At 68.0% G+C, this 23706-nt stretch carries 20 protein-coding genes; 9 read left to right on the forward strand and 11 right to left on the reverse strand.

The window, feature by feature from the left end:
- Window positions 1–87: 87 nt before the first annotated feature.
- Window positions 88–1533, forward strand: a complete 1446-nt coding sequence (locus tag QZM35_RS14250) for an MFS transporter (protein WP_301776187.1) — start codon at window positions 88–90, stop codon at window positions 1531–1533.
- Between the two features lie 44 nt (window positions 1534–1577).
- Window positions 1578–2846 (forward strand): ATP-grasp domain-containing protein, encoded by a 1269-nt coding sequence (locus tag QZM35_RS14255; RefSeq protein ID WP_301776188.1) that lies wholly within the window; start codon window positions 1578–1580, stop codon window positions 2844–2846.
- A 38-nt stretch (window positions 2847–2884) separates the two neighbouring features.
- Here QZM35_RS14255 and QZM35_RS14260 read toward each other — a convergent pair whose 3' ends face one another.
- Window positions 2885–3760 (reverse strand): LysR family transcriptional regulator, encoded by an 876-nt coding sequence (locus QZM35_RS14260; protein WP_089429740.1) that lies wholly within the window; start codon window positions 3758–3760, stop codon window positions 2885–2887.
- A gap of 167 nt (window positions 3761–3927) precedes the next feature.
- Between QZM35_RS14260 and QZM35_RS14265 the strand changes: the two genes are divergently transcribed.
- Both QZM35_RS14265 and QZM35_RS14270 read left to right on the forward strand, forming a co-directional pair.
- Window positions 3928–4872, forward strand: coding sequence for a hypothetical protein (locus QZM35_RS14265; RefSeq protein ID WP_301776189.1), 945 nt, complete (start codon window positions 3928–3930; stop codon window positions 4870–4872).
- Between the two features lie 49 nt (window positions 4873–4921).
- Window positions 4922–6145 carry an acetyl-CoA carboxylase biotin carboxylase subunit family protein gene (locus QZM35_RS14270; protein ID WP_301776190.1) on the forward strand — a complete coding sequence of 408 codons (1224 nt, stop codon included), beginning with the start codon at window positions 4922–4924 and terminating at the stop codon, window positions 6143–6145.
- A 70-nt stretch (window positions 6146–6215) separates the two neighbouring features.
- Here the strand turns inward: QZM35_RS14270 and QZM35_RS14275 are convergent, their stop codons facing one another.
- A complete protein-coding gene (locus tag QZM35_RS14275) occupies window positions 6216–6740 on the reverse strand; it encodes a GNAT family N-acetyltransferase (RefSeq protein ID WP_089434021.1) in 525 nt (174 codons plus the stop codon).
- A gap of 436 nt (window positions 6741–7176) precedes the next feature.
- Here QZM35_RS14275 and QZM35_RS14280 point away from each other — a divergent pair, with 436 nt between their 5' ends.
- The 3 genes from QZM35_RS14280 to QZM35_RS14290 all read left to right on the forward strand — a co-directional run bounded on the left by QZM35_RS14280 (window position 7177) and on the right by QZM35_RS14290 (window position 11460).
- Window positions 7177–8379, forward strand: coding sequence for an AAA family ATPase (locus QZM35_RS14280; RefSeq protein ID WP_089433747.1), 1203 nt, complete (start codon window positions 7177–7179; stop codon window positions 8377–8379).
- A gap of 4 nt (window positions 8380–8383) precedes the next feature.
- The gene (locus QZM35_RS14285; RefSeq protein WP_301776191.1) at window positions 8384–10099 is read left to right on the forward strand and encodes a cobalamin biosynthesis protein CobT; all 1716 of its coding nucleotides are present in this window, start codon (window positions 8384–8386) and stop codon (window positions 10097–10099) included.
- 257 nt (window positions 10100–10356) lie between these two features.
- On the forward strand, window positions 10357–11460 hold the full coding sequence (locus QZM35_RS14290) for an alpha/beta fold hydrolase (protein ID WP_301776192.1): 1104 nt from the start codon (window positions 10357–10359) through the stop codon (window positions 11458–11460).
- A gap of 46 nt (window positions 11461–11506) precedes the next feature.
- On the opposite strand, the gene QZM35_RS14295 is transcribed toward QZM35_RS14290, so the two are convergent.
- The 4 genes from QZM35_RS14295 to QZM35_RS14310 all read right to left on the reverse strand — a co-directional run bounded on the left by QZM35_RS14295 (window position 11507) and on the right by QZM35_RS14310 (window position 15983).
- Window positions 11507–13276 carry a histidine kinase gene (locus QZM35_RS14295; protein ID WP_301776193.1) on the reverse strand — a complete coding sequence of 590 codons (1770 nt, stop codon included), beginning with the start codon at window positions 13274–13276 and terminating at the stop codon, window positions 11507–11509.
- Window positions 13277–13356: 80 nt separating this feature from the next.
- A complete protein-coding gene (locus tag QZM35_RS14300) occupies window positions 13357–14778 on the reverse strand; it encodes an HD domain-containing phosphohydrolase (protein WP_301776194.1) in 1422 nt (473 codons plus the stop codon).
- Between the two features lie 112 nt (window positions 14779–14890).
- Complete coding sequence (locus QZM35_RS14305; protein ID WP_174970551.1) at window positions 14891–15340, reverse strand: GNAT family N-acetyltransferase; 450 nt, start codon at window positions 15338–15340, stop codon at window positions 14891–14893.
- Between the two features lie 91 nt (window positions 15341–15431).
- A complete protein-coding gene (locus QZM35_RS14310; RefSeq protein ID WP_301776195.1) occupies window positions 15432–15983 on the reverse strand; it encodes a tol-pal system YbgF family protein in 552 nt (183 codons plus the stop codon).
- A gap of 190 nt (window positions 15984–16173) precedes the next feature.
- Between QZM35_RS14310 and QZM35_RS14315 the strand changes: the two genes are divergently transcribed.
- Complete coding sequence (locus QZM35_RS14315; protein WP_301776196.1) at window positions 16174–16797, forward strand: ABC transporter ATP-binding protein; 624 nt, start codon at window positions 16174–16176, stop codon at window positions 16795–16797.
- A 245-nt stretch (window positions 16798–17042) separates the two neighbouring features.
- Here the strand turns inward: QZM35_RS14315 and pntB are convergent, their stop codons facing one another.
- The 5 genes from pntB to QZM35_RS14340 all read right to left on the reverse strand — a co-directional run bounded on the left by pntB (window position 17043) and on the right by QZM35_RS14340 (window position 22993).
- On the reverse strand, window positions 17043–18455 hold the full coding sequence (gene pntB / locus QZM35_RS14320; RefSeq protein ID WP_089429751.1) for a Re/Si-specific NAD(P)(+) transhydrogenase subunit beta: 1413 nt from the start codon (window positions 18453–18455) through the stop codon (window positions 17043–17045).
- Between the two features lie 13 nt (window positions 18456–18468).
- Window positions 18469–20061, reverse strand: coding sequence for a Re/Si-specific NAD(P)(+) transhydrogenase subunit alpha (locus QZM35_RS14325; RefSeq protein WP_301776197.1), 1593 nt, complete (start codon window positions 20059–20061; stop codon window positions 18469–18471).
- A gap of 566 nt (window positions 20062–20627) precedes the next feature.
- Complete coding sequence (locus QZM35_RS14330; protein WP_174970545.1) at window positions 20628–21140, reverse strand: chloramphenicol phosphotransferase CPT family protein; 513 nt, start codon at window positions 21138–21140, stop codon at window positions 20628–20630.
- A 44-nt stretch (window positions 21141–21184) separates the two neighbouring features.
- Window positions 21185–21988 carry a lipid II flippase Amj family protein gene (locus tag QZM35_RS14335; RefSeq protein WP_089429754.1) on the reverse strand — a complete coding sequence of 268 codons (804 nt, stop codon included), beginning with the start codon at window positions 21986–21988 and terminating at the stop codon, window positions 21185–21187.
- A 99-nt stretch (window positions 21989–22087) separates the two neighbouring features.
- The gene (locus QZM35_RS14340; protein ID WP_301776198.1) at window positions 22088–22993 is read right to left on the reverse strand and encodes a LysR substrate-binding domain-containing protein; all 906 of its coding nucleotides are present in this window, start codon (window positions 22991–22993) and stop codon (window positions 22088–22090) included.
- A 166-nt stretch (window positions 22994–23159) separates the two neighbouring features.
- On the opposite strand from QZM35_RS14340, the gene QZM35_RS14345 reads away from it, so the two are divergent.
- On the forward strand, window positions 23160–23702 hold the full coding sequence (locus tag QZM35_RS14345; protein ID WP_089433759.1) for a sugar ABC transporter: 543 nt from the start codon (window positions 23160–23162) through the stop codon (window positions 23700–23702).
- The last annotated feature ends 4 nt before the right edge of the window (window positions 23703–23706 follow it).

The raw sequence follows: 23706 nt of genomic DNA on the forward strand, positions 1-23706 counted from the left end.
CCGATTCCATCTGCTGCGCAGTACGCCCGGAAACGACGCGCCGTTGGCTGCATGCCGCCCCACCCGCCACGCGGTGCGGAGGACACGATGAGCGATCGCGCGCCGGCACTCGAGCGCACGCTAGCCGCCGGCGTGCCGCCGCACCGCACGTCGCTGCGTGCGATCTTCCCGACCGTCGCGGCCGCGAGCCTTGGCTTCGCGATCGTCCAGCTCGACGTGACCGTGGTCAACGTCGCGATTCCGAGCCTCGGCCATTCATTCGGATCGAGCGTCCACGGGCTGCAGTGGATCGTCGATGCGTACACGCTATCGTTCGCCGCGCTGCTGCTGACGTCCGGCACGCTGGCCGACCGCTTCGGCAGCCGCCGGCTGTTCGCGTACGGCCTTGCGCTGTTCCTGCTGGCATCGCTCGGCTGCGCGCTCGCGCCGTCGCTGGTCGCGCTGATCGTCGCGCGCGTCGCGCAGGGCGTGGGCGCCGCGATGATCCTGCCCACGTCGCTCGCGCTCATCACGCACGCGTGCGCCAACGATGCCGCCGCCCGTGTGCGGGCCGTCGCGTGGTGGAGCGCGACGGGCGGCGCGATCAGCGCGGCCGGGCCGACGCTCGGCGGCCTGCTGATCGATTCGCTCGGCTGGCGTGCGATCTTCTTCATCAATCTGCCGATCTGTGCGGCCGGCCTGTGGCTCACGCTGCGCCACGTGCGCGATTCGGCCGCCGCGCGCACGCGGCTGTTCGATCCGGCCGGCCAGATCGTCGCGGTGCTCGTGCTCGCGCTGCTGACGGGCGGGATCATCCGGGCCGGCGCGCAGGGGGTGGGCGATCCGTATGCGGCCGGTGCGCTGGCCGCGTCGGTCGTGCTCGGCGCGCTGTTCGTCGCGATCGAGCGGCGCGTGGCCGCGCCGATGCTGCAGCTCGCATTCTTCCGGATCGCGCGCGTGCCGGGCGTGCTCGCGATCGGCGCGGTCACGAATGCCGCGTTCTACGGGCTGATCTTCTCGCTGAGCCTCTATTTCCAGAACGCGCGCGGCTTCACCGCGACCGAGTCGGGGCTCGCGCTCGCGCCGCTCACGATCATCATGCTCGCCAACATCGCGAGCGCGCGTCTCGCCGTCCGCCATGGCTTCCGCGCGACCGTCATCGTCGGCCTCGCCGTGTCGCTCGCGGGCTACGTGTGGCTGTGGCAGACGCTCGGCGCGCACACGCCGTATGCGCTGCTGGCGCCCGGGCTCGCGGCGATGGCGATCGGCGGCGGGATCGCGATTCCCGCGCTGACCTCGACGATGCTCGGCAGCGTCGAGGCCGGCCGCGCGGCCACCGCGTCGGCGATCCTCAATACCGCGCGCCAGGTGGGCGCAGCCGTCGGCGTCGCGGCGCTCGGCGCACTGGTCGCGGGCCAGGGCGCGGCGATCGTGGCCGGCGCGGCACGCGGGTTCGCGGTCGCGGCCGTGCTCGTCGCCCTCTGCATCGTGCTGGCCGCGCGCTGGCCCGGCGATGCGCCCAGCAATGCGCCCGATAGCGGCCCGCGGGCCTGAGCCCAAGCCCCCTTCAACCGATCCCACAGCCCAGCGAGGAATCCATGCCGCACCGCTTCATCGATACCGTCCTGATCGTCGACGGCGCGTCGACAGCCGCCTATCTTGCGCCCGCGTTCCGCGCCTACGGCATCCGTTGCGCGCACGTGATCAGCGACCCCGACCTGCCGGAAATCTACCGGAACCAGTTCGTCCCGTCCGACTATATCCGCCAGGTCCAGCATCACGGCGATATCGACGCGACGCTCGCGCAGTTGAGCGACCTGCGGATCGGCGCGGTGCTGCACGGCCTCGACGCGGCGCTGGAGCTGGCCGACACGCTCGCCGAACGGCTCGACGTGCCGACGCGCAATCCGCTCGCGACGTCGGCCGCGCGGCGCGACAAGTACGCGATGAACGAGCGGATTCGCCAGGCCGGCCTGCGTGCCCCGGCCCATTTCCACAGCACGTCGGTCGACGCCGCACTCGAATGGGCACGCGCGTACGGCAAGCTGCCGCTCGTGGTGAAGCCGGCGCGCAGCGCGGGCGTGACCGGCGTGAAGATCTGCCGGACGCTCGACCAGGTCGAGGCCGCCGCGCGCGACGTGCTGGCCACCCGTTCGCTGTACAACCAGCCGAACGACGACATCGTGATCCAGAGCTATTCGGAGGGGCAGGAATACATCGTCGATTCGGTGTCGTTCGAAGGCTGCCACCGGGTGGTCAGCCTGTGGGAAGTGCACCGCGACCGCACGCATGCGCCGCGGCTCGACAAGATGCTGGTGCTGAATCACGCCGATCCGCGCTACGCGCCGCTGCTCGACTACGCGGCCGCGGTGCTCGATGCGCTGGACGTGCGCTTCGGGCCGACCCATCTCGAACTGTTCGATACGGCCGACGGCCCGACGATCGTCGAGCTGAACGCGCGACTGCACGGCAGCCTCGATCCGCGGCTGACGAGTGCGGTCAGCGGCGAGAATCATGTGTCGGCTGCCGTGGAAGCGGTGCTGCATCCGGAGCGGCTGTTCGGTGACGTCGCCGCACCGACGGATTTTCGGGGTTACTGCGGGCACGTGCTGCTGCTGTCGTCGCGCAACGGCGTGCTGCGGCAGGACTTCACGTGGCAGGCGATCCAGGCGCTGCCGTCGTTCGTCGGGCTCAAGCAATGGGCGAGGGTGGGCGACACGCTGCGCGTGACCACCGACCTGCAGACGGCGCTCGGCACCGTCGGCCTGTACAGCCCGACGTTCGAGCGGCTGCTGGAGGACTGCCGGCGGATTCGCGAGATCGAGGCTGAATTCTTCGCGGATGAACGGGCGGTTGCGCCGGCGTAGCGCGTGCGGCGCGGTGCGGCGCGCCGAGGTGCGCCCTGCTAGCGCCCGAGCAGCGCCCCCGCCTGCCGCCCCAGCACCGCACGCAATGTATCGAGCTCGGGCAGCTCAGGCGCTTCGTCGGACGTGACGAGATAGGTCGTCACACTGTCGAGATCGTCGAACGAATGCGCCCGCAGTTCCTTGCGCGCCACGTGCTCGGTCGTGATCCGCTTCGGCAGGATCGCGACGCCCATGCCGGCCGCCACGCAGCCGAGGATCGCGCCGAACGTGCCGAACGACGCCACCGACTCGATCGCGATGCCGCGCGCCTTCAGCCAGTGCTCCGCGACCGCGCGATACGGGCAGCCGTCGTGAAACGCGAGCAGCCGCACCGGGTTGTCGGCCAGCACCTGCCGCCGCGTGGCCGTGGTCGCGCTCACCAGCACCATCTCTTCGGCGAACGCCGGGTCGTAGCGCAACCCGGGGCGCACGACCGCGCGCGCGGTGAGCGCGGCGTCGATCCGGCCGCGCAGCAGTGCATCGGCCAGATCCGGTTCGCTGCCGATCTGCACCGCAAGGCCGAGCGCCGGGTCGCGCGCCTTCAATGCAGCGGCGAGCGCCGGCAGCCGCGTGGCCGCCGTGCTTTCCATCGAGCCGAGCCGGAAGCTGCGCGCGACCGGTGCCTCGCGCACCACCTGCGTCGCTTCGTCGACGAGGCGCAGGATGCGATCGCAATACGGAATCAGCCGACGCCCGGCGTCGTTCAGCACCAGCCGCTTGCCGTGCCGGTCGAACAGCGGCGCGTCGAGCGACGCTTCGAGCAGGCGCAGCCGCGCGGTGACGTTCGACTGCGTGCAGCCGAGCCGTTCGGCCGCGCGCAGCGCGCTGCCTTCCTGAACGACGGCCCGGAAGGTTTCGAGCAGAGGGATGTTCATATCACTTTCTCTTGTTACTGATCGCAGTTATATCATTTTACTTCGCAAAAAATCCGGATTAGCCTTGCGGATACCCGGTGCCCGACGGCCCGCTCCCGAGGAATCCGCATGCCCTTCTCCGCCTGCCCTGGTCGCGCGACCGTCCGCCGTCGTCCCGAGGCTCGCCCGTGCGCACGCTGATCGCCGCGCTGGTGCGGCGCGGCCCGACCGTGCTCGCGTGCGGCGTCGGCCTCGGGCTGCTGGTGCCGCCGCTCGCGGCTCTCGCGCGGCCGCTGATGCCCGTCACCGTGTTCCTGTTCGTGCTCGGCACGCTGCTGCGCGTCGAGCCCAGCGCGGTGCGCGCGGTCGCGCGGCGGCCGGCCGTGTCGCTGCTGCTGCCCGCCGCGACGATGATCGCGTGCCCGGTCGCGCTCGGCATCGCCGCGCGGCTCGTCGGCATGCCGTACGACTGGGTCGTCGCGCTGGTGATCGCGTACTGCGCGCCGCCGTCGAGCGGCACGTCGACGATCGCGCGGATGCTGTCGCTCGACGCGAGCGTCGCGCTCGTCGCGACCCTCGCATCGATGGTGTTCGTCCCGCTCACCGCGCCGCTGCTGACGGCCTGGTTCAGCCACGATGCGGCCGTGTCGATCTCGCCGCTGAATCTCGCGTTACGGCTCGCGCTGCTGATCGGCAGCGCCGAGGGCGTTGCGCTGCTCGTGCGGCGCTTCGCCGGCGCCCGGCTCGACCGCTATGCGACACCGATCGATGCAACCGTCGTCGTTGCGCTGCTGGTGTTCGCGCTCGGCACGATGGCCGGCATGCAGCAATCGATCATCGACGCGCCGCACCGCGCGCTGACCGCGATCGCCCTCGCGTTCGCCGTCAACGCGGGCTTCCAGGTGATCGCGTACGGGCTCACGCCCGGCGACGTCCGCACGCGGCTCAATGTCGCGCTGATCGTCGCCAATCGCAACGTCGGCCTGATGTGGGCCGCGCTCGGGCTCGCCGCGACGCCCACCATGGCGCTCGTGTTCACCTGCGCGCAGCTGCCGATCTACACGCTGCCGCGCGTCGTCCAGCATCTGCTGCCGCGCCTCGAAGCACAGCGCCTGCGCCGCCGCGCACGCTAGCCGGCACGCGATGCCGTTCCCCTCTTCCGCCCTCGATCAAGGATCCAGCATGAAGCGACTCATCGTGATCGGCGCCCGCGCCACCGGCAGCAGCCTCGCGCTCGTGCGTGGCGCGCTTGCGCGGCAAGCGGCCGTGACCGTGATCACCGCCCCCGCGCACCGTCTCGACGGCGTCTTTCCGGCGGGCGTCGAGACGATCAACCTCGAACCCGATGCCGGCCAGCTCGCCGGCTGGCTGCGCACGCGCTATCCGGACGAGATCGACACGCTGCGCGTGACGACCGCGCACGACACCTACGCGCGCACCGCCGCGTGGGTCGCCGACGCGCTCGGCCTGCCCGGCCCCGATGCGCGCCACGTCGCGCACGCGGTGTCGAAGTCGAACCAGAAGGCGCTGCTCGCCGCGCACGGCATCCCGGCCGCGCAATTCGTCACGGGCACGCTGGCCGCGCCGGCGGCGCTCGCGGCCGCGGCAGACCCGCTGCGTTTCCCGGTCGTCGTCAAGCCGTCGGAAGGCTCGGCGAGCGACGGCGTGCGGCGCTGCAAGGACATCGCCGAGGTCCGTGCGCAGCTCGACGCCCTCGCTGCCGGGCAAGCCGACGCTCAAGCGCTCGCGACCGAGCGCGTCGTGATCGAGGAATTTCTGAGCGGCAGCGAATACTGCGTCGAGTATTTCGACGGCCGGTACGTCGGCGCGCTGCGCAAGCTGAAACGGCACGGGGCGGGCTTTCTCGAGCGCGGCTATACGTCCGAACTCGACCTCGACGCGGGCACGCTGCGCGCACTGATCGACGTCGGGACGCGCGCCACGGCCGCCGCCGGGCTGACCTGGGGTCCCGTACACCTGGACTGCATCGTGCACGACGGCGTGCCGCACGTGATCGAACTGAATCCGCGCATCGCGGGCAGCTTCATCTGCGACATCGTGCGCGACGGCTATGGCTTCAACGTGGTCGAAGCATTGCTCGACAAGCTCGACGGACGCCCGGTGGAGATTCCCGAGCGGTTTGAACCGCAGGCGTATGCGCACGCCGAATTCCTGCTCGACAGCGATCCCGGCGCGTGGCGTTTCGCGCAGGCGGGCGAGATTCACGACGGCACGGTCACGATCAGTTACGGACCGCAGGTGCTGCCCGATCGCGAGCGGCGTGCGTTTCTCTATGTGCGGGTGGCGCTGCCGGTCGCGCACGGTGTGGACGGCGCGCCCGCGCATCCCGGTTCGTCGGCCCACGGAAATCCCGTCGGGCAGCACGCCGTTTCCGGCTCGCCTTGAAACGGCCAACTGCACGCCCTCCCGGGCTCGGCCGAACGCTGTCGTGCCGCGTGGCTTCGGTCAGGCACCGTCACAAACGACGCCCCAGCAACTGCCCCGGCCACCCTTCCACGTCGAAGGGTGAAATTCGCTCATAGCCGCACGACTCGTAGAAACGCACCAGCGCGCCGGTCCCGCCGCCGTAGCAGTCCACCCGCAAGCGCGCCACCCCGGCCGCCCGGGCGCGCTCGTCCGCGAAGGCCATCAGGCGCCGGCCGACACCCCGCGCCCGCGCATCGCGCGACGCCACCAGCACGCGCACGTAGATTTCCGGCTCGGTCGCGGGCGGCACGTAGGGCATGGACTCGCCGAGGATCAATGCGCCGAGGACGCGGCCGTCCTGATCCTCTGCGACCCACGCGTCGGGCAGCGCGCAGGCGTCGGTCACGAGCGCGATCCGCCGGGGTTGCGTCGACCAGGGCTCGCGGCCCCATTGCCCGTCGTTGCCGATGGCGACGAACCACGCAATCACGTCGTCGAAGATCGCCAGCACGGCCGGGGCATCGCGTGCGCTGGCACGACGGATTCTCACCTTGTCCACGCCTGTCACCGTCACGTTCAACACTCCTTCGCCTGCGTCATCGACCGGCGCGCAATGGGATGTCAAGCCGGGCTGCCCAGGGACACGCGATGGAAGCCCGGCGATCAAGCCTGCTACGGTACTGACATTCCACCCGATTGATCAAGGTGTGACGGCCCGCGATTCGACATGACGGGTTGTCTTCGTGAAAAACCCGGGCCAACGAGCCGCCACGCTGCCGGCGGATCAACACGGCAACGTGGTTCGAGGCGTAGCAAGGAAGCCGAAAGATCGTGCTGCAGCGCATTGCCCACGACGCTCCGCCGATCCGGCGCAACGCCCCGCCGCCTGCTCCGCCCCGGATCGCAGCGAATCGCTTCCCGCGCGAATGTCGGCGTTCACGGCAAAAATATACAATCGACGCGATGCATCGCAGGCATGAAGCGCCAGCCGCCCACTCTCGCTCGCCACCATGAACGCACCCGCTGATTCCACCTCCTCCGCCCCGTCGGTACTCGGCGTCTATCGTCAACTGGCGGACCCGTCCGCCGGGCAATGGATCGTCAGCCGCTCCGAACGCGCGCACATGTACCGCATCCAGCATCACCGCCCTGACGGCAGCACCTCGGTCGATACGGTCGTCGATGCGGACAACCTCGATGCGAAGCTGCACAAGTGGATCCAGGAGGGCTTCGTCCGGCGTGAAGCCGGCGATCGCGTGGCGCCCACTCATCGCGGCGCGTTCATGCAGGCGCTGCGAAGCGCGCACGCGGCGCGACCGGCGGCAGCCGGCGACGCAGCGCACGTCGCGCAGGTGGGCGGCGTGCCGATGCCGCGCGGCCCGGGCGGGCCGCTCGTGCCGCCGGTGAACCTGGCCTACCTGTTCACCGCGCGCGTGACGAACGTGCTGGAAGACATCGTCGAGAACCGGCGCATCCTGCTGATCGGCCACACCGGCACGGGCAAGACGAGCCTCATCGAGCAGGCCGCCGCGCTGGCCGGCCATGGCGTACTGCGCTCGAACATGAACGGGCAGACGACGGTCGGCGACTTCGTCGGGTTCTGGACCGTCAAGGGCGGCGAGACGATCTGGGTCGACGGCGTGCTGCCGACCGCGATGCGTGAAGGGCTGTGGCTCATCGTCGACGAGATCGACTTCGCGGAGCCGGCGATCCTCGCGGTGCTGACCGCCGTGCTCGAACCGGCCGGCCGCTTGTTGCTGAAGGAGAAAGGCAACGAGATCGTCGTCCCGCATCCGTCGTTCCGGCTGTTCGCGACGGCCAACGCGGTGGGCGCGATGGGCCAGTTCCGCCATCTATACCAGGGCGCCAACGTGATGAACGAGGCGTTTCTCGACCGCTGGCGCGTCTACCGCCTCGACTACCTGCCGCCGCCCGATGAGGCGCGCGTGCTGCAGCGCACGTTCGGCCCGGCCATGACCGCGGCGATGGCCGACACGCTCGCGGCCATCGCGGCCGACTGCCGCGCCGCGTTCGTCCGCGAGGATCTGGCCAGCGCGTTCTCGACGCGACGCCTGATCGACTGGGCCGAGCTGATGCTGCGCACCGGCGATCCCGAATCGGCCGCCGGCCCGACGATCTATGCGAAGGTCGGCGCGGAAGACGCCGACCTGATCCGCAGCATCATCCGCCACTACATCGACGTCGAGGCCTGACGCGATGGACCGGGACGACGACGCGCGGTCGCTCCACCTGACCCGGCTGGCCCGCACGCTCACGCAACGGCACGGCATCGAGGTGCGGTTTGCACGCCACGGGCCGGTCGCGCGGCACGACTTGCTGGTGCTGCCCGACACGCTGCTCGCCGGCGACGCCGATGTCGACGTCGACGACGATGCGATCACCGGCCTCGTCGACCTCCATGCAGCGCGCATCCGCTTCGGTGCAATCGATGACATTGCCGCACTGTCGTCGCCCGCGGTGCAGGCCATTGCGCAGGCGATCGACGACCGGCGCGCGGCCGGCTGCCTCGCTGCGATCTATCCCGGTGCGATGACGTTCCTGCGGCGGATGCGCGCGGCGACGGCCGCCGACGTGCGCCATCGGTGGCCTCGCATGGCATGGCGCGACAGGCTGGTGTGGCGCATCGAACGGGCGCTATGGGACGAACCGCCGCCTTCCATCGAGCGCATGCCGTCGCTCGACGCGACGATGGCTGCATCGGGCGATCTCGTCGACGCAGCGCGTGCAGCCACGTCGACCGCCGACAGCATCCGCGCCGCACGCCGGATCGTCGAACGCGTGCGCGCGCTGGCGTCGGCCGGTGCGAACAACATGATGTTCACGGCCGATACGGGCAGCACGATCGACAGCGACAGCATCGCCGCCGAATTCGAATCGGACGGACAGCGCGCGCCGGACGACTCACGCGCGCCCGTTTCCGCCGAATCGGGCGCCGGTGCGATCGCCGACACGGCATCGTCCACCGAAGCACCGACGCCGGCCGATGCGATGCCCGGCACGATCCGCCTGTCCGCGGACAGCCGGCCGCTGCTGTCGGTCCCGCTGACCACCGCGTTCGACACGGTGACGGACTTCACCGGCAACGGCGAACCGGCGCGCTGGCACCGCCTGCGAAGCGCGGCCCGCGCGCAGACCGAGCCGCTCAAGCTACGACTCGAACGGGCGTTGAAAGTGGACGAGCAGACGCGCTGGAAACGCGAACAGGAACGCGGCGAGCTCGACCGGATGTCGCTCGCCCGCCTCGTCACGTCGCCCGGCTATCGCACGCCATTCCGCATCCGGCGCGCCGCACCCGGGCGCGACGCGGCCGTCAGCCTGCTGATCGATTGCAGCGGGTCGATGGCCGGCAGGAAGATCGAACTCGCCAGGCTGTGCGCGTCAGCGCTGTGCGATGCGCTGACGCAGCTCGGCTTCGCGTGCGAAGTGCTCGGCTACAGCTCCGTCGAAGACGCGGCGATGCGCGCGCACTACCAGCGCTGGATCGACGCCGGCCGCGACACCTTCGGCTATAACCGGTTCGTCGAACGGCTCGACCTGCGCGTCTACAAGCGGTTCGATTCCGACAACCCGAGCGGCCTCGCGTGCATCGAATGCGGCCACGAGAATCCCGACGGCGAGGCGTTGAGCTGGGCCGCCGAGCGGCTGCTGGCGAAGCGGGCGCGGCGGCGAATCCTGATGGTGCTGTCGGACGGCTATCCGGCCACCGGCGACGGCAACCCGGCGATCCTGCGCACCGACCTGCGTGCCCGCGTCGACGCGCTGCGCGAGCGGCGCGTCGAGCTGATCGGTGTCGGGATACTCGACGATGCGGTGGAAACCTTCTATCCGGTCAGTAGCGTGGTCGAGCATCTGCACGAGCTGCCGGGCGCGGCGTTCAGTGTATTGAGCGATACACTGCTGGATCGGCGCTAGCCTCGCGCGCGACAGGGTCGAAGCACACTTCGATTCGCCGGCGCGTCACATCGGACGGTTAGCATCGCCGATGGCCGACTCGAATCGCCGCGATGACGCAGGATCCCGCGTTCCGTTGCATTCGACCGGCCGACCGGTTTCGATGTGCACGCGGCCGGCAGCACGATCCTTGCTCCGCGCCCCCTTTCGATTGTCAACGCGACGGCGGAGTCGGCCGCGTCTTCCTGCCACGGTCGGCCGCCGGCACGAAACTGCACATGCCCAGGAAAAAAACCAGCCTCTGGTTGCGGCCCCTCGAACTGCTCTCCGTCGCCGCCGGCGCGCGCCCGACGAAGCGCACGAGCAAGCCGCGACCGGCCGCCAAGCGAGCGGTCAAGCCGGTCGCCCGGCCAGCCGCCACCGTGCCTCCCGCTGGACGCACCGGCACCGTGCATCCGGCCCGCGCCCCGGCGGACAAGGCGCCCGGCACCTGGCTCCGCTCGTTTCATTCCGCCGGCCCGAGTGCCGGCCGCTACGTGAACCATCTTGCCTACGCGTTGTATCTCCCCGCCGCACCGGCGACGACAGCCGGCATGCCGGTCGTCGTCATGCTGCACGGCTGCAAGCAGAGTGCCGAATCGTTTGCCGCGGGCACGCGCATGTGCCGTCTCGCCGAGCGCTCGGGGTTCGCCGTGCTGTTCCCCGAACAGGCCAAGACCGCGCATGCGCATCGCTGCTGGCACTGGCATGGCGACGCGACGGAGTCGGAAGCCGCGGCCGTCACGTCGCTGGTCGACGCCATCGTGCGACAGCACGGCTTCGACCGCGACCGGATCTACCTGGCCGGCATGTCCGCCGGAGCCGGGCTCGCCGCCGCACTGGCCATCCGGTATCCCGACCGCTTCGCGGCCGTCGGCCTGCACTCCGGCCCGGCCATCGCCCCGCCGTCGTCGACGTTGGCGGCGATGAACCTGATGCGTCGGGGCCTGCGCGACGACCCGATACGCGCGGTCGATGCGTGCGCCGACGTCGCGTCCTATCCCGGCATGCCGGCCCTCGTCATGCACGGCGCACTCGATACGGTCGTGACCGACCGGAACGCGACGCAGCTCGGCATCGCGTTCGCGCGGCTCAACCGGCTCGTCGACGAGCACGGCGCGATGCGGGTGGGCGAGCAACGCACCTATGCGCGCGACGATGCCGACTATGTCGACTATCTCAAGGCCGGGCGTCTCGTCGTCCGGGTCTGCATCGTCCGCCGGCTGCCGCATGCGTGGAGCGGCGGCGACCCGCGCGAGCCGTTTCATTCCGCCACGGGGCCGGACGCCACCGCGATGCTCTGGCATTTCTTTCGTCGCCAACGCCGCAAGCGGCTGCGATGACGTGCGACAACCGCGCCGGCCCGCGGCACGCGGCGCCGTCACGCGATCACGCCCGGTGCGCCAGCTCCGCCGTGTTCTCGCGCTCGCCGGCGCGCCGGATCGGGATCCGGACGCAGAACGTCGTGCCCCACCCGGGCTCGCTCGTCACGTCGATGGTGCCGCGATGGCGCTTGACGATGCCATGCGATACCGACAAGCCCAGCCCCGTGCCCTGCCCGACCGGCTTCGTCGTGAAGAACGGATCGAAGATCCGCCGGACGACGTCGGGCGTCATCCCCGTCCCGGTGTCGCTGATCGCGATCGACACCTGCTCGCCGTCGCTCGATGTGCGGATCGTGATCACGCCGCGCTCGGGAATCGCGTGCGCCGCGTTTACCAGCAGGTTCATGAACACCTGGTTCAACTGCGACGGCAGGCATTCGACCTGCGGCACGTCACCGTAATCGCGCACGATGTCGGCCTTGTACTTGAGTTCGTTGTGGACGACGTTGAGCGTGCTTTCCAGGCCCGCGCGGAGATCGACCACGCTCCACTCGTCGCTGGCCGGGCGCGAGAAATCGCGCAAGTCCTGCACGATGCGCCGCACGCGCAGCGCGCCGTCGATCGATTCGTCGATCAGCGTCTCGATCTCGCCGCGCACGTAGTCCAGGTCCGCCGCGCGGCCCGTCGCCGCCAGCGCATCGCGCGCGGCCGGGTCGAGTTGCGGCAGCGCGGCTTCATGCGCGGCGATCACGTCGAGCAGACTGCGCACCCATGTCTTCAACGTGTTGAGGTTCGCACTGACGAAGCCGATCGGATTGTTGATCTCGTGCGCGACACCGGCCGCGAGCTGACCGATCGACGCGAGCTTTTCCGACTGCAGCAGTTGCACGTGGGTTTCCTCGAGCACATGCAGCAGGCGCCGCTGCTCGTCCTTCTCCTGTTCGAGCCGCGCCTGCGCGGCCTTGCGTTCGTCGATCTCGGTCGCCATGTTCTCGCGCGTGCGCTGCAGCATCGCCGTCGTCTGCTCGTAGCGATGCAGCGCGCGTTCCAGTTCGACGGTGCGCAAGCGCACGAGCCGCTCGAGCGTGTCGGTCATCCCGCGCAGGAAGGTTGTGCGCGCATCGAATCGGGTCAGCAACAGCGTGACGACCAGGGTTCCCGTCGTGAACAGCGTGACCGTCGTCGCGAGCCAGGGCGTATCGACCCCGTTCGCGGCTCCGCACCGCGCGTCCGGCGCGAAATGCGCGGCCGCCATCGCCGTGTAGTGCATGCCGGTGATGCCGACACCCATGATGAAAGCCGCACCGACCCGCTGGGCGGTCGCATGACGCGCCTGCTGCACGCGCAACGCCTGCGCGATCCAGAGCGCGGCCGTCGACGCGATCACCGCGATGCCGATCGACGCGGCGAACAGCGCGGCATCGTAGCGGATGCCGGGTTCCATGCGCATCGCGGCCATCCCCGCGTAATGCATGCCGGCAATCCCGGCGCCCATCAGCGCGCCGCCCACGAGCAGCCGCCGCCAGCCCAGCCGTGCGCGCGTGACGACCGTCAGCGCGAAGTACGACACGAGCACGGCAATCGCCAGCGACGCGCCCGTATCCGGCCATGCATAGCCGAGCGGAATCGGCAGCGAAAACGCGAGCATGCCGACGAAATGCATCGACCAGATGCCGGTGCCCATGGCCACCGCGCCGCCGCCCAGCCACGCACGCTTGAGCTTCGGGTTGTCGAGCAGCGAAATGAAGGCGGCCAGGTCGAGTGTCGTATAGGAGGCCAGCGTCGCGATCGCGAGCGACAGCAGGACGAGCGGGAGATGGTAGGTGCCGTACATGATCGAGCGCCCGGATCGAGGTGAGTGCGTTGCCGCGGCGCGCAGTCGTGCGCCGCGGCCATCAGGTCGCGCGGCCGGGCTCAGGCCGGCGCCGCGCCTGCATTCGGCGCGCTCTGCGCCGGCTTCGCCGCAGTCTGGCCGGCCAGCACGAGGATGTCGAACGACGTGCCCTCGCGCGTCTCGAAGCGGCGCACGAGCTCGATCTGGTGCGCCGACATCACGCTGCCCTTGGTCATCAGCAGCACGCCGCGATGCGTGCGCAGATCGTCGGCGAGCTGCATCCCCTCGCGCAGCTGCGCGGACTTGACCTCCGCGACGGACGCCGCGATGCCTAGGCTCGCCGGGTCCCGCATCAGTTCGGTCAGGCCGTCGACGATTCGCGGGTCGTAACGCACGCCGGCCTGCGAGCGCAACGCGTCGAGCGCCTGCTCGACCGAATGCGGCGCGCCGATGTCGCCATTGCGCAGCCCTTCGAAGTCGCGCGCGATCGCCAGGATTCGCGAGCCGAGCGGGATCGTGTCGCCCGCCAGGCCGTCCGGCGTGCCGCGTCCGTTGAAGCGCTCGTACTGGTGCAGCACGATCGACGCGACCTTGTGCAGTTGCGCGACCGGTGTCAGCACCATCTGCGCGCGCAGCGGATGCTGCAGGAACAGGCCGTGCTCTTCCGCCGTCATCTTCGCGAGCGGCTTGCGCAGCAATTCGTCCGGCAGCGACAACTTGCCGATGCCGTGCAGCAGCCCCGCGAAATAGACGTCCTGCGCATGCAGCTCGCTCATCCCGGACGCCAGCGCGAGCCGCCGTGCGATCTCGCCGACCCGCATCGCGTGACCGCTGGCCGACCCGCAGCGTATCTCGATCATGCTCGCGCAGACCTGGACCATCGCGGTGAAGCTGCTTTTCAGGTCGCGTTGCGCGGCTTCGAGGAACATCACGGTCTGGCCGAGTTCCTCCGTGCGTGCGCGCACCTGCGTTTCGAGTTCCGTGTTGAAAAGGCGCAGCGCTTCGTTCTGCGCTTCCGTCAGCGCGGCCAGCCGCGCCGCTTCGCGCCGCAAATGCCGCTGCTCCAGTGCGTGTTCGATGGTCAGCAGCAGGTCGTGGTCGTCCCACGGCTTGTTCAGGTAGCGATAGACGCCGCCGTCGTTGACGGCCTGCACGACCGACGCGATCTCCGCATAGCCGGTCAGCAGGATGCGCATCGTGTCCGGGTAGAGCGCCCGTGCGCGAGCCAGGAACTCCGCGCCGCTCATGCCCGGCATCCGCATGTCGGACACGATCAGGTCGACTTCGGTCGACGCCAGGATCTCGAGGGCCGCCTCGCCGCTTTCCGCGGTCAGGATCGCGTAGCCGGCAGGACGGAACACGCGCCTGAGCGCCGACAGCACGCTCGGCTCGTCGTCGACCAGCAGGATCGTCGGTACGCCACCCGCATCGTCGGATGTCGCTGCCGCCCCGGTCGTTTCAGGCGATACCGCATTCGGTCCGTTTGTTGCAGATGTCGTCATGATTGGCCTCGGATCATGTATTTGTATTCTCTCTGCATCATCGGCATGCGCCGCGCATTCCGTATCCGGGAAAACGCTGACGCGCTCTCCCGAATCACACCGCGAACGCGATCTACACCGTCGCCGAACCCGGTGCGCGCACGTAATAGATGTCCCACTCCGCTTCGTCGGCCTGCACGAAGCCGTGCCGGGCATAGAAACGGTTCGAATCGCTGCCGCGCAACGCGCCGACGCGAACGGGCACCCGCTGCGAATCGGCGTCGGCAAAGATCTTGCGCAGCACCGCCGCGCCGATCCCTTTTCCCTGATGCTCGGGCACGATGTACAGATGGTCGAGCAGCCAGTGATCCTCCTGCGGCCGGATCACGAAAAAGCCCGCGCTCACGCCGTCGACTTCGATCAAGCGACATCGCGCCGGATCGAACGACGCGAGAAACCGGTCGCGCGCACGCTGGGGATCGAAGCGACCGATGCGTTCGAGGCTGTCACGCATCGCGGCGATGCGGATGGCGACCAGCGTCTCGGCGTCGGATCGGGTGGCGAGGGGAAAGGTCAGGTTCATTGGCAAGTTGTGCTCATGCGGAGAAAAGCCCGGCATCCCGGCGCGGGCGTCGAAGCCTGCTCGCGACGCCGGCCGGCACGAACCACGCGCGTCAGGGCGTCTCGATGCCATCTGCCCGCGTCGCCAGGAATCGCAGGTACTTGCCGTCCTCGTCCTCGAACAGTTCCGGCCCGCCGCTCGCATAGGCGCGCATCAGTTCGTCGGCCGCGCGATCGAGATCGCCCAGCTCGAACTGGCACTGACCGAGCCTCAGGTGCAGGAACGGGTTGCCGATCGCGTTGGGGAAATGCATCGACTGGGCGAGATTGTCGCGTCCGGCCGCGTAGTTCTCTTGATGGAAATTCACGTCGCCGATGGCGGCCATCAACCACGTGCCGGCTTCCCAGTTGGTCTTGGGTTCGGGAAGCAGGTCGAATCCCGCCCAGAATTTCTCGAGCGCGCCTTCGTAGTCGCCGTCTTCCATCAACGCATCGCCCGCGTCGCTCAGCGCGCCGATCCGTTCGTACAGCGCGTTGTCCAGTTCTGCCATGTCGAGTCCCTGTTTCCGAGTTGAAGTCGGCCCGGTGCGGCCAGTGGTTGCGATACGATCGCGGTGATTGTTTGCAGTTTTGCCGTCCTGATCGCCGATCCGGCCGGCCTTCATCCAGCATACTCGAGCTGCATGCGCGCGTGCCGCGACTTTCGGCGCACCGTCGTCTGCCCGGGCGCGTCGCTTGCCGCATTACACTATCTGCCGCCACGCTACGCGTCCCGACAATCCGTGTTGCCAGGCCTGCCGCTGACCATGATGTGGGTCGCGCTCACCTGGCGAATTTTCGTTTGACTATCGATCCATGCTCCGCTTCGACAATCTCGGCAAGCGCTACGACAAGCGCGTCATCTTCAAGGGACTCCACTACGCATCCGGCGCCGGATGCGTGGCGCTGTGCGACGAAACCGGCAGTGGCAAATCGACGTTGCTCGCCATTCTCGCCGGCACGCTCGACGCGGACGAGGGCGAGGTGTGGATCGGCGGCCATTCGCTGCGCACCGCGCCGCACGATGCGAAATCCGCGCTGGCGTACGTACCTGACGATTGCCTGGCGTATCCGCTCCAGACGGGCCGCGAGTTTCTCGATCTCGTGGCGGCCGGCAGGAAGACCGTCGTCGACGCCCGCACGCTCGAGCTGGCCGATCGATTCGGGCTCGGCCCGCATCTTGAGAAGCGCTTCGAGCAGATGTCGTTCGGCACGCGCAAGAAACTGTTCCTGACGGCCACGACGCTCGGCGCGCCCGCCGTCGTGATCGCCGACGATCCGGACAGCGGGCTCGATGCCGCGTCGCGTGCGGTGCTGATCGATCTGTTCAAGACACTGGCTACAGACCGTGCGGTCTTTTTTTCGACTTACGATCCGGCGCTGACGAGCGCCTGTGACGCAAGGGTCACCACTTTTGCGGAGCTTGGATTCGCTGGATAGACGGCATCGTCGCCGGCGCAGTCGCGGGGAAGGATCGGGGGCGGCTGATGGTTGGAGGGAGAACGACGCAGCGACAATCGATCGCCGTCTTTTGCCGCAAGGAAGTGCGAAACGGCCCCTCCCGCCTCGCACTTCCGTGACCTTCGCGATACGCACGGCCGCCGCACCGGGCTTCGATCAACCGACTGTCCGACACCCGAGCCGGTTATCGTTCGCCCCGCGCACGCGCCCGGCCATGGGCGCCGTCAGGCCTTCAACGCCCCGAACACCTCGTCCAGCATCTTCTTCGCGTCGCCGAACAGCATCCGGTTGTTGTCCTTGTAGAACAGCGGATTGTCGACGCCCGCATAGCCGGACGCCATGCTGCGCTTCATCACGATCGAGGTCTTGGCCTTCCACACCTCGAGCACCGGCATGCCGGCGATCGGGCTGCCCGGATCTTCCTGCGCCGCCGGGTTCACGATGTCGTTCGCGCCGATCACCATCGACACGTCGGCTTCGGGGAAGTCGGCGTTGATCTCGTCCATCTCCATCACGATGTCGTACGGCACCTTCGCCTCGGCGAGCAGCACGTTCATGTGCCCCGGCATGCGGCCGGCCACCGGATGGATCGCGAAACGCACGTCGACGCCCTTCTCGCGCAGCACCTTCGTGAGTTCATGCACGGTGTGCTGGGCTTGCGCCACGGCCATCCCGTACCCGGGCACGATGATCACGCTCTTCGCATCGCGCAGCAGCTCGGCCGTCTCCAGCGCACTCACCGCCACCACTTCGCCGGCCGGCTGCGCACTGCCGCCGGCCGCCGCGGGCGCACCGCTGCCGGTGCCGAAGCCGCCGGCAATCACGCTGATGAAGTTGCGGTTCATCGCGCGGCACATGATGTACGACAGGATCGCACCCGACGAGCCCACCAGCGCGCCGATCACGATTAGCAGGTCGTTGCCGAGCATGAAGCCGGTGGCGGCCGCCGCCCAGCCCGAGTAGCTGTTGAGCATCGACACCACGACGGGCATGTCCGCGCCGCCGATCGCCATCACCATGTGCACGCCGAACAGCAGCGACACCACCGTCATCACGATGAGCGGCGTCATGCCGTCCTGGACCGTCTCCGCATGCAGGAACGCACGGCCGAACACGACCACCACCACCAGCGCGGCCAGGTTGAGCCAGTGCCGGGCCGGCAGCAGCAGCGGCTTGCCGCCGATCTTGCCGGAGAGCTTGCCGAATGCAATGACCGAGCCGGCGAAGGTCACCGCACCGATCAGGATGCCGACGTAAATTTCCACTTCGTGGATCGCGTGCTCGGCACCCGTGAACTGCACCGACGTATCGATGTAGCTCGCGAAGCCCACCAGGCACGCCGCCAGGCCGACCAGGCTGTGCATCAGCGCCACCAGTTCGGGCATCTGCGTCATCTGCACCTTCTTCGCGGCGTAGAGCCCCACCGCGCCGCCGACGACCAGCGCAGCCACGATATACGGAACGCCCTCAACCGACACGCGCGGGCCGAGTACCGTGGCGAGCACGGCGATCAGCATGCCGATCATGCCGAGCAGGTTGCCGCGCCGTGCGGTCTCGGGATTGGCCAGCCCGCCGAGGCTGAGGATGAAGAGGATGGCCGCGCCGATATAGGAGACGGTAGTCAGATTGGAAGTCATTGTTATCGTCTCCTTACTTGCGGAACATCGCCAGCATGCGACGCGTCACCGCGAAGCCGCCGAACATGTTGACGGCCGTGAGCGTCAGCGCGCCCACCGCGAGGCCCAGGATCAGCCCGGACGGACGGCCCCCCGCCGCCGTGTCGCCCAACGGCGGCGCGACCTGCACCAGCGCGCCGATCGCGATGATCGACGAGATCGCATTGGTGACGCTCATCAGCGGCGTATGCAGCGACGGCGTGACGTTCCAGATCACCATGTAGCCGACGAAGCAGGCCAGCACGAACACCGTGAAGTGCGCGAGGAACGTGGCCGGCGCGAACTTGCCGACCAGCAGGAACGCCAGTGCGCCGACGGCGAACGTGATGGCGAGCGACTTCGCCGACATCGGCGCGCCGCTGCCGTGGCCGTGCCCCTTGGACGCGGTTGCCGCGACCGGCGGTGTTGCGGGCTTCGGTGCGGCGGCCGGCTGCTGGATCGGCGGCGGCGGCCACGTGACGTTGCCTTCCTTGACGACCGTGAGGCCACGGATCGCGTCGTCGTTGAAGTCGACGTTGATCGTGCCGTCCTTGCCCTTGCACAGCTCCTCGACCACGCGCAGCAGGTTGGTTGCATACAGCGTCGACGACTGTCGTGCCAGGCGCGACGCGAGATCCGTGTAGCCGACGATGGTCACGCCATGACGCACCACGGCTTCGCCCGGCACCGTCAGTTCGCAGTTGCCGCCTTGCTCGCCGGCCATGTCGACGATCACGCTGCCCGGCTTCATCGACTGCACCATCTCGGCCGTGATGAGCTTCGGCGCCGGCTTGCCGGGGATCAGCGCGGTGGTGATGATGATGTCCGCCTCCTTGGCCTGCTGCGCGTACATCGCGCGCTGCGCCTGCTGGAAGCCTTCGCTCATCACCTTCGCGTAGCCGCCGCCGCCCGAGCCTTCCTCCTCGTAGTCGACCTTGACGAACTCACCGCCGAGCGACTTGACCTGGTCGGCCACTTCCGCGCGCGTGTCGTTGGCGCGCACGATCGCGCCGAGGCCCGCGGCCGTGCCGATCGCCGCGAGGCCGGCGACGCCCGCGCCGGCGATGAACACCTTGGCCGGCGGCACCTTGCCCGCGGCCGTGATCTGCCCGTTGAAGTAGCGGCCGAACGCATGAGCCGCCTCGATGACGGCGCGGTAGCCGCTCACGCCGGCCATCGACGTGAGGGCATCCATCTTCTGCGCGCGCGACAGCGTGCGCGGCAGCGAATCGATCGCCAGCACCGTGGCCCGCTTCGCGGCCAGCTGCTGCATCAGTTCAGGGTTCTGGGCCGGCCAGACGAAGCCGATCAGCGTGCCGCCCTCGCGCATCAGCGCGACTTCGTCGCTGCTCGGCGGGCGCACCTTGAGGACGATGTCGCTGCGGCCCCATAGATCGGCGGCCGTCGGCACGACTTCGGCGCCGGCCGTGCGGTAGTCGTCATCACTGAAGTTCGCGCCGGTGCCGGCACCGCTTTGCACGGCCACCGAGAACCCGAGCTTGATCAGCTTTTCGACCACGTCGGGAACGGTCGCTACGCGCCGCTCCTCGTGGGCCGTCTCCAGAGGGACCCCAATCAGTAATGTCATATCCTGAACTGTCAGTAGTGGCCGTCGCGAGGAATTACGGCCTGCGTTTCACGTCACCCAACTCAATCCGTGTACGACTTTGCTCCGCGCGCAGCTTGGCACTCCCGCGCAGATTTCACAAACGATCGATCCTCTAATCGATGGTCTTGTCAGGGCAAACCGGTTCATGCTCTTGCCGGATTATGCTGACGAATATCCGGCGCAGGTTCCGATCGGATAAAACCCGTCAAGCATATCCCGTGCCAGAGTCTTTCCAAAATTTATCTTTTGAATCGGCGCGCATTCAATCCATGAATCCCCTGTCTGGACACGACGGGGCTGGCACCCTCGCACTCACCGGCCAGAACCGCGCGGCACGGGCCGCCAGCACGTGAATCCGTTTGAAACGTGAATAATCGGTGATCGGCACACGAGCACCGGAATCGGTTTCATCGAGAATGCCCTTGCCTACCGGAACAATGCCATTTGTCGCGCGCCAACGACATAATCCGTGTGGCCGACGCACTTCAGTGCCGGCGAGTTTAATGGAGAATGCTGACTGACTGTTGCCCCCCATCCGGTGACGATCATTCACGCAGCGCATCGACGTGGGCACGAATGCGGCGCGCGCCTTCCTCCGGCGTGCAGGTCGATGTGTCGATGCGCAGCGAGTAGGGCCGTGAATATGCCGGATGCCCGAACTGCGATCGCGCCATGCCTTCGCCTCGATCCACTCTCGCGCGTTCGCGCTGTTCGAGGATGTCCAGCGGGCACGTCACACCGATGACGAAGGTCTGACGCGGCGACAGCGCAGCAATGCATGCGTCGAGCGCGCACTGATCCCGAAGCACGAGGTCCAGCACGATCTCGAAATGGCTGGCCGCAATCCGCGCGAGCGTCGACTGCAGGTTGAGGTGGTGAAGCCTCAGCGCCTGATTCAGTTCTTCTTCCGATCGCATGTCACGCCGGCGCGACATTTCGACGAACGCGTCGAGCGATACGTGAAACATCGGCACGTCCGAACACTGTTGGAGCGCGCGTGCCAGACTGCTCTTCCCTGCACTGGTCGGGCCGTGCAATACGACAGCGACGGGTTTCATGGCGATGGTCCGCGGGAGAGATTGCCGGTTGTCCGGGTGCAACGCTAGATCAGCTCGGCGACGCGCACGATGACGAGCGCGGCCGGCACGAGCACCGCTTGCGCACACAACGTGCCGAGCACGCGCGCGCCCGCGAGTGTCGTGATGGCCCGCCGAAAGCTGTTCTCCGAGATCCGCCCTTCGATGACGTCGTCGGTCATGACCGAAACCTGCGGGTCGATGACGACCGCCAGCACGACGGTCGCGAAACCGTTGATGACGGACGACAGGTTCGCGCACGTCACTCTCAGGTCGGGCTTCAGGTAGCCCGCATAGAGCGACGCGAACACGCCGACCGTCCAGATCGCCATCGCGGCGACGTTCAGCGCAATGACGCCCCATGACACACCGGTGTTCGCGGTCAGTTGCGTGACGTTCTGGCTGGAAGGCAGTCGTGCGCCGACGCGCAGATAGTTGATCCCGGCGCGACTGCACGCATCCAGCAGCAAGCGGGGAATCGAGCGGTTCACCTGGAAGTGTTCGACGGCGCGACTGAAATAACGCTGGAACGTCGGGATCAGGAACGACCCGACGACGGTCGCCACGGTGGCGGACAGCAGGAACCACCGGAAGTCGGCCAGCAACCCGCTCCCCATCCGGTGCGCGATATCCATTTCAACGCGTTTCGCGATGAACGGCCCCTGAAAGGAATTGGCCGTTCGCGACACGAGCGCGATGATCCCGAACAACGAAAACGACAACGCGATGCGTCGCGTGCGCACGCCGGCGATCCGCACGGCATAAGCCAGCGTCGCGATCACATGGATGACGAAGGTAAGCCCGCAGATGATCCAAAGCTGACTGTCCATGCTGGTGCCGCGTGCGTGACGGGATCACGAGTGTACCCGAGCACGGCGCATCAGCCTGGCGACGCCGCCGTCGCAAGCGTAACGGTTGGACGATGCGCGTCAGCCGCTGCCGCCCGGCGCCAATCCCCGCGCTTCATCCAGCATCCATGTCGCGAAAGCCCGCAACGGCCCGTCGGCCAGCTCGATCGGATCGGGCAGGACGAGGCAGAAGTTTTTCGTCACCGTCTTGCCCTCCGGCCAAGGCGCAACCAGCCGCCCCTGCTCGAGCTCCGCGTCGATGTACAGGCGCGGCACCAGCGCGACACCCAGGCCGGCCAGCGCCGCTTCGATCAGCATCGAATGGAGGTCGTAGCGCGCGCCCACCGCGGAATTGGTCAGCACGATGCCGGCCGCCTGCGCATAGGCTTGCCACGCGTCGGGATTCTGTCGCCGATGAAGACGCGGCAGTGCGTCCAGCGACGGCTTCGCCCCGGCGCCAGCGAGCAGCGCCGGACTGCAGACGGGCACCAGCACTTCCTCCAGCAGCGGATGCAGATGCATCCCCGCCCATGCCGGATGCTCGAAATGAATCGCCACGTCGAAACCGCTCCCGGCCAGCAGGAACGGCTCCATCCGCTCGGCGATATGCACTGTGATGTTCGGATGCCGATCCTGAAAATGTTTCAGCCGCGGGATCAGCCAGCGCGTCGCGAAGGTTGGGATGGCGGCGATATCGAGGCTCGCGCCTTCGATCGGCTGCCCCATCAGGTACAGGCTGTCCCGTTCGAGCCGATCCAGAATCTCGCGAACCTGCACCGCGTATCGCGCACCGTTCGGCGCCAGCCGCACCCGATTGCCGATCCGCTCGAACAGCGTGACGCCCAGGAACGCCTCCAGCCGGCCGATCTGGCGACTGACGGCACCCTCGGTCCGCGCCAGCTCTTCGGCGGCTCGGGCAAAGCTGCCGTGTCGGGCCGCGGCTTCAAACGCCTGGAGCGCGGAATTGCTTGGGATCTTGCGGGACATGGACGTCTCGTTGGTCGGAGTGTGTTCACCGTCAGCTTGAGCAAATGTCACTGAAGGCTGACTTTATTTCGTTTTATGGCGCGGAATCACGAGCTTAGCATTACGTTACCGCACTGAACATCACACGTTCCCAGATGGACGTGCATCCTGCCCAAAGGACAATCCCATGATCTACACCGTGGAATGCAGCTTCGCCGACCTCGACAGCGAAGCCGAATGGAACGACTTCTACAGCCTTGAAAAGCTGCCCGCGCTGATCTCGGTCACGGGGTTTCACACGTCGCAGCGGTTCAAGGCGATCACCGGCGGTTGCCCGGTTTATCTGGCGATCCACACGATCGACGGCCTCGATGTCCTGACCGGCGACGAGTATCGCCGCAAAGGCGGCGGCAATTTCGCGAAGTGGCAACGACACATCACCGACTGGCACCGGAATCTCTACAGCGATATCGGCTTCGCGCCGGCGGTAAAGGACGGTGAACATCTCGCAGTAAGCGCCGGCGGCCCTGATTCGCTGATTCAATTGGGCCTCCAACCGCTGGCCATGCAGGCCGTTGCGCTCGAGAAGTGTCCGGCACGCCGTTGGCTCGCCGTCGTGCCACGGAACAGCGCGCAGCTTGTCGAGGCGCTCCCGGAAGGCATTCACCTTTACGCGCCGATGACGGAGCAGTTGACAAGCACACGCGCCCTTTCGATTGCACAGGAGTAGACCG

Source organism: Burkholderia sp. AU45274 (assembly GCF_030482505.1).
Lineage (GTDB): Bacteria > Pseudomonadota > Gammaproteobacteria > Burkholderiales > Burkholderiaceae > Burkholderia.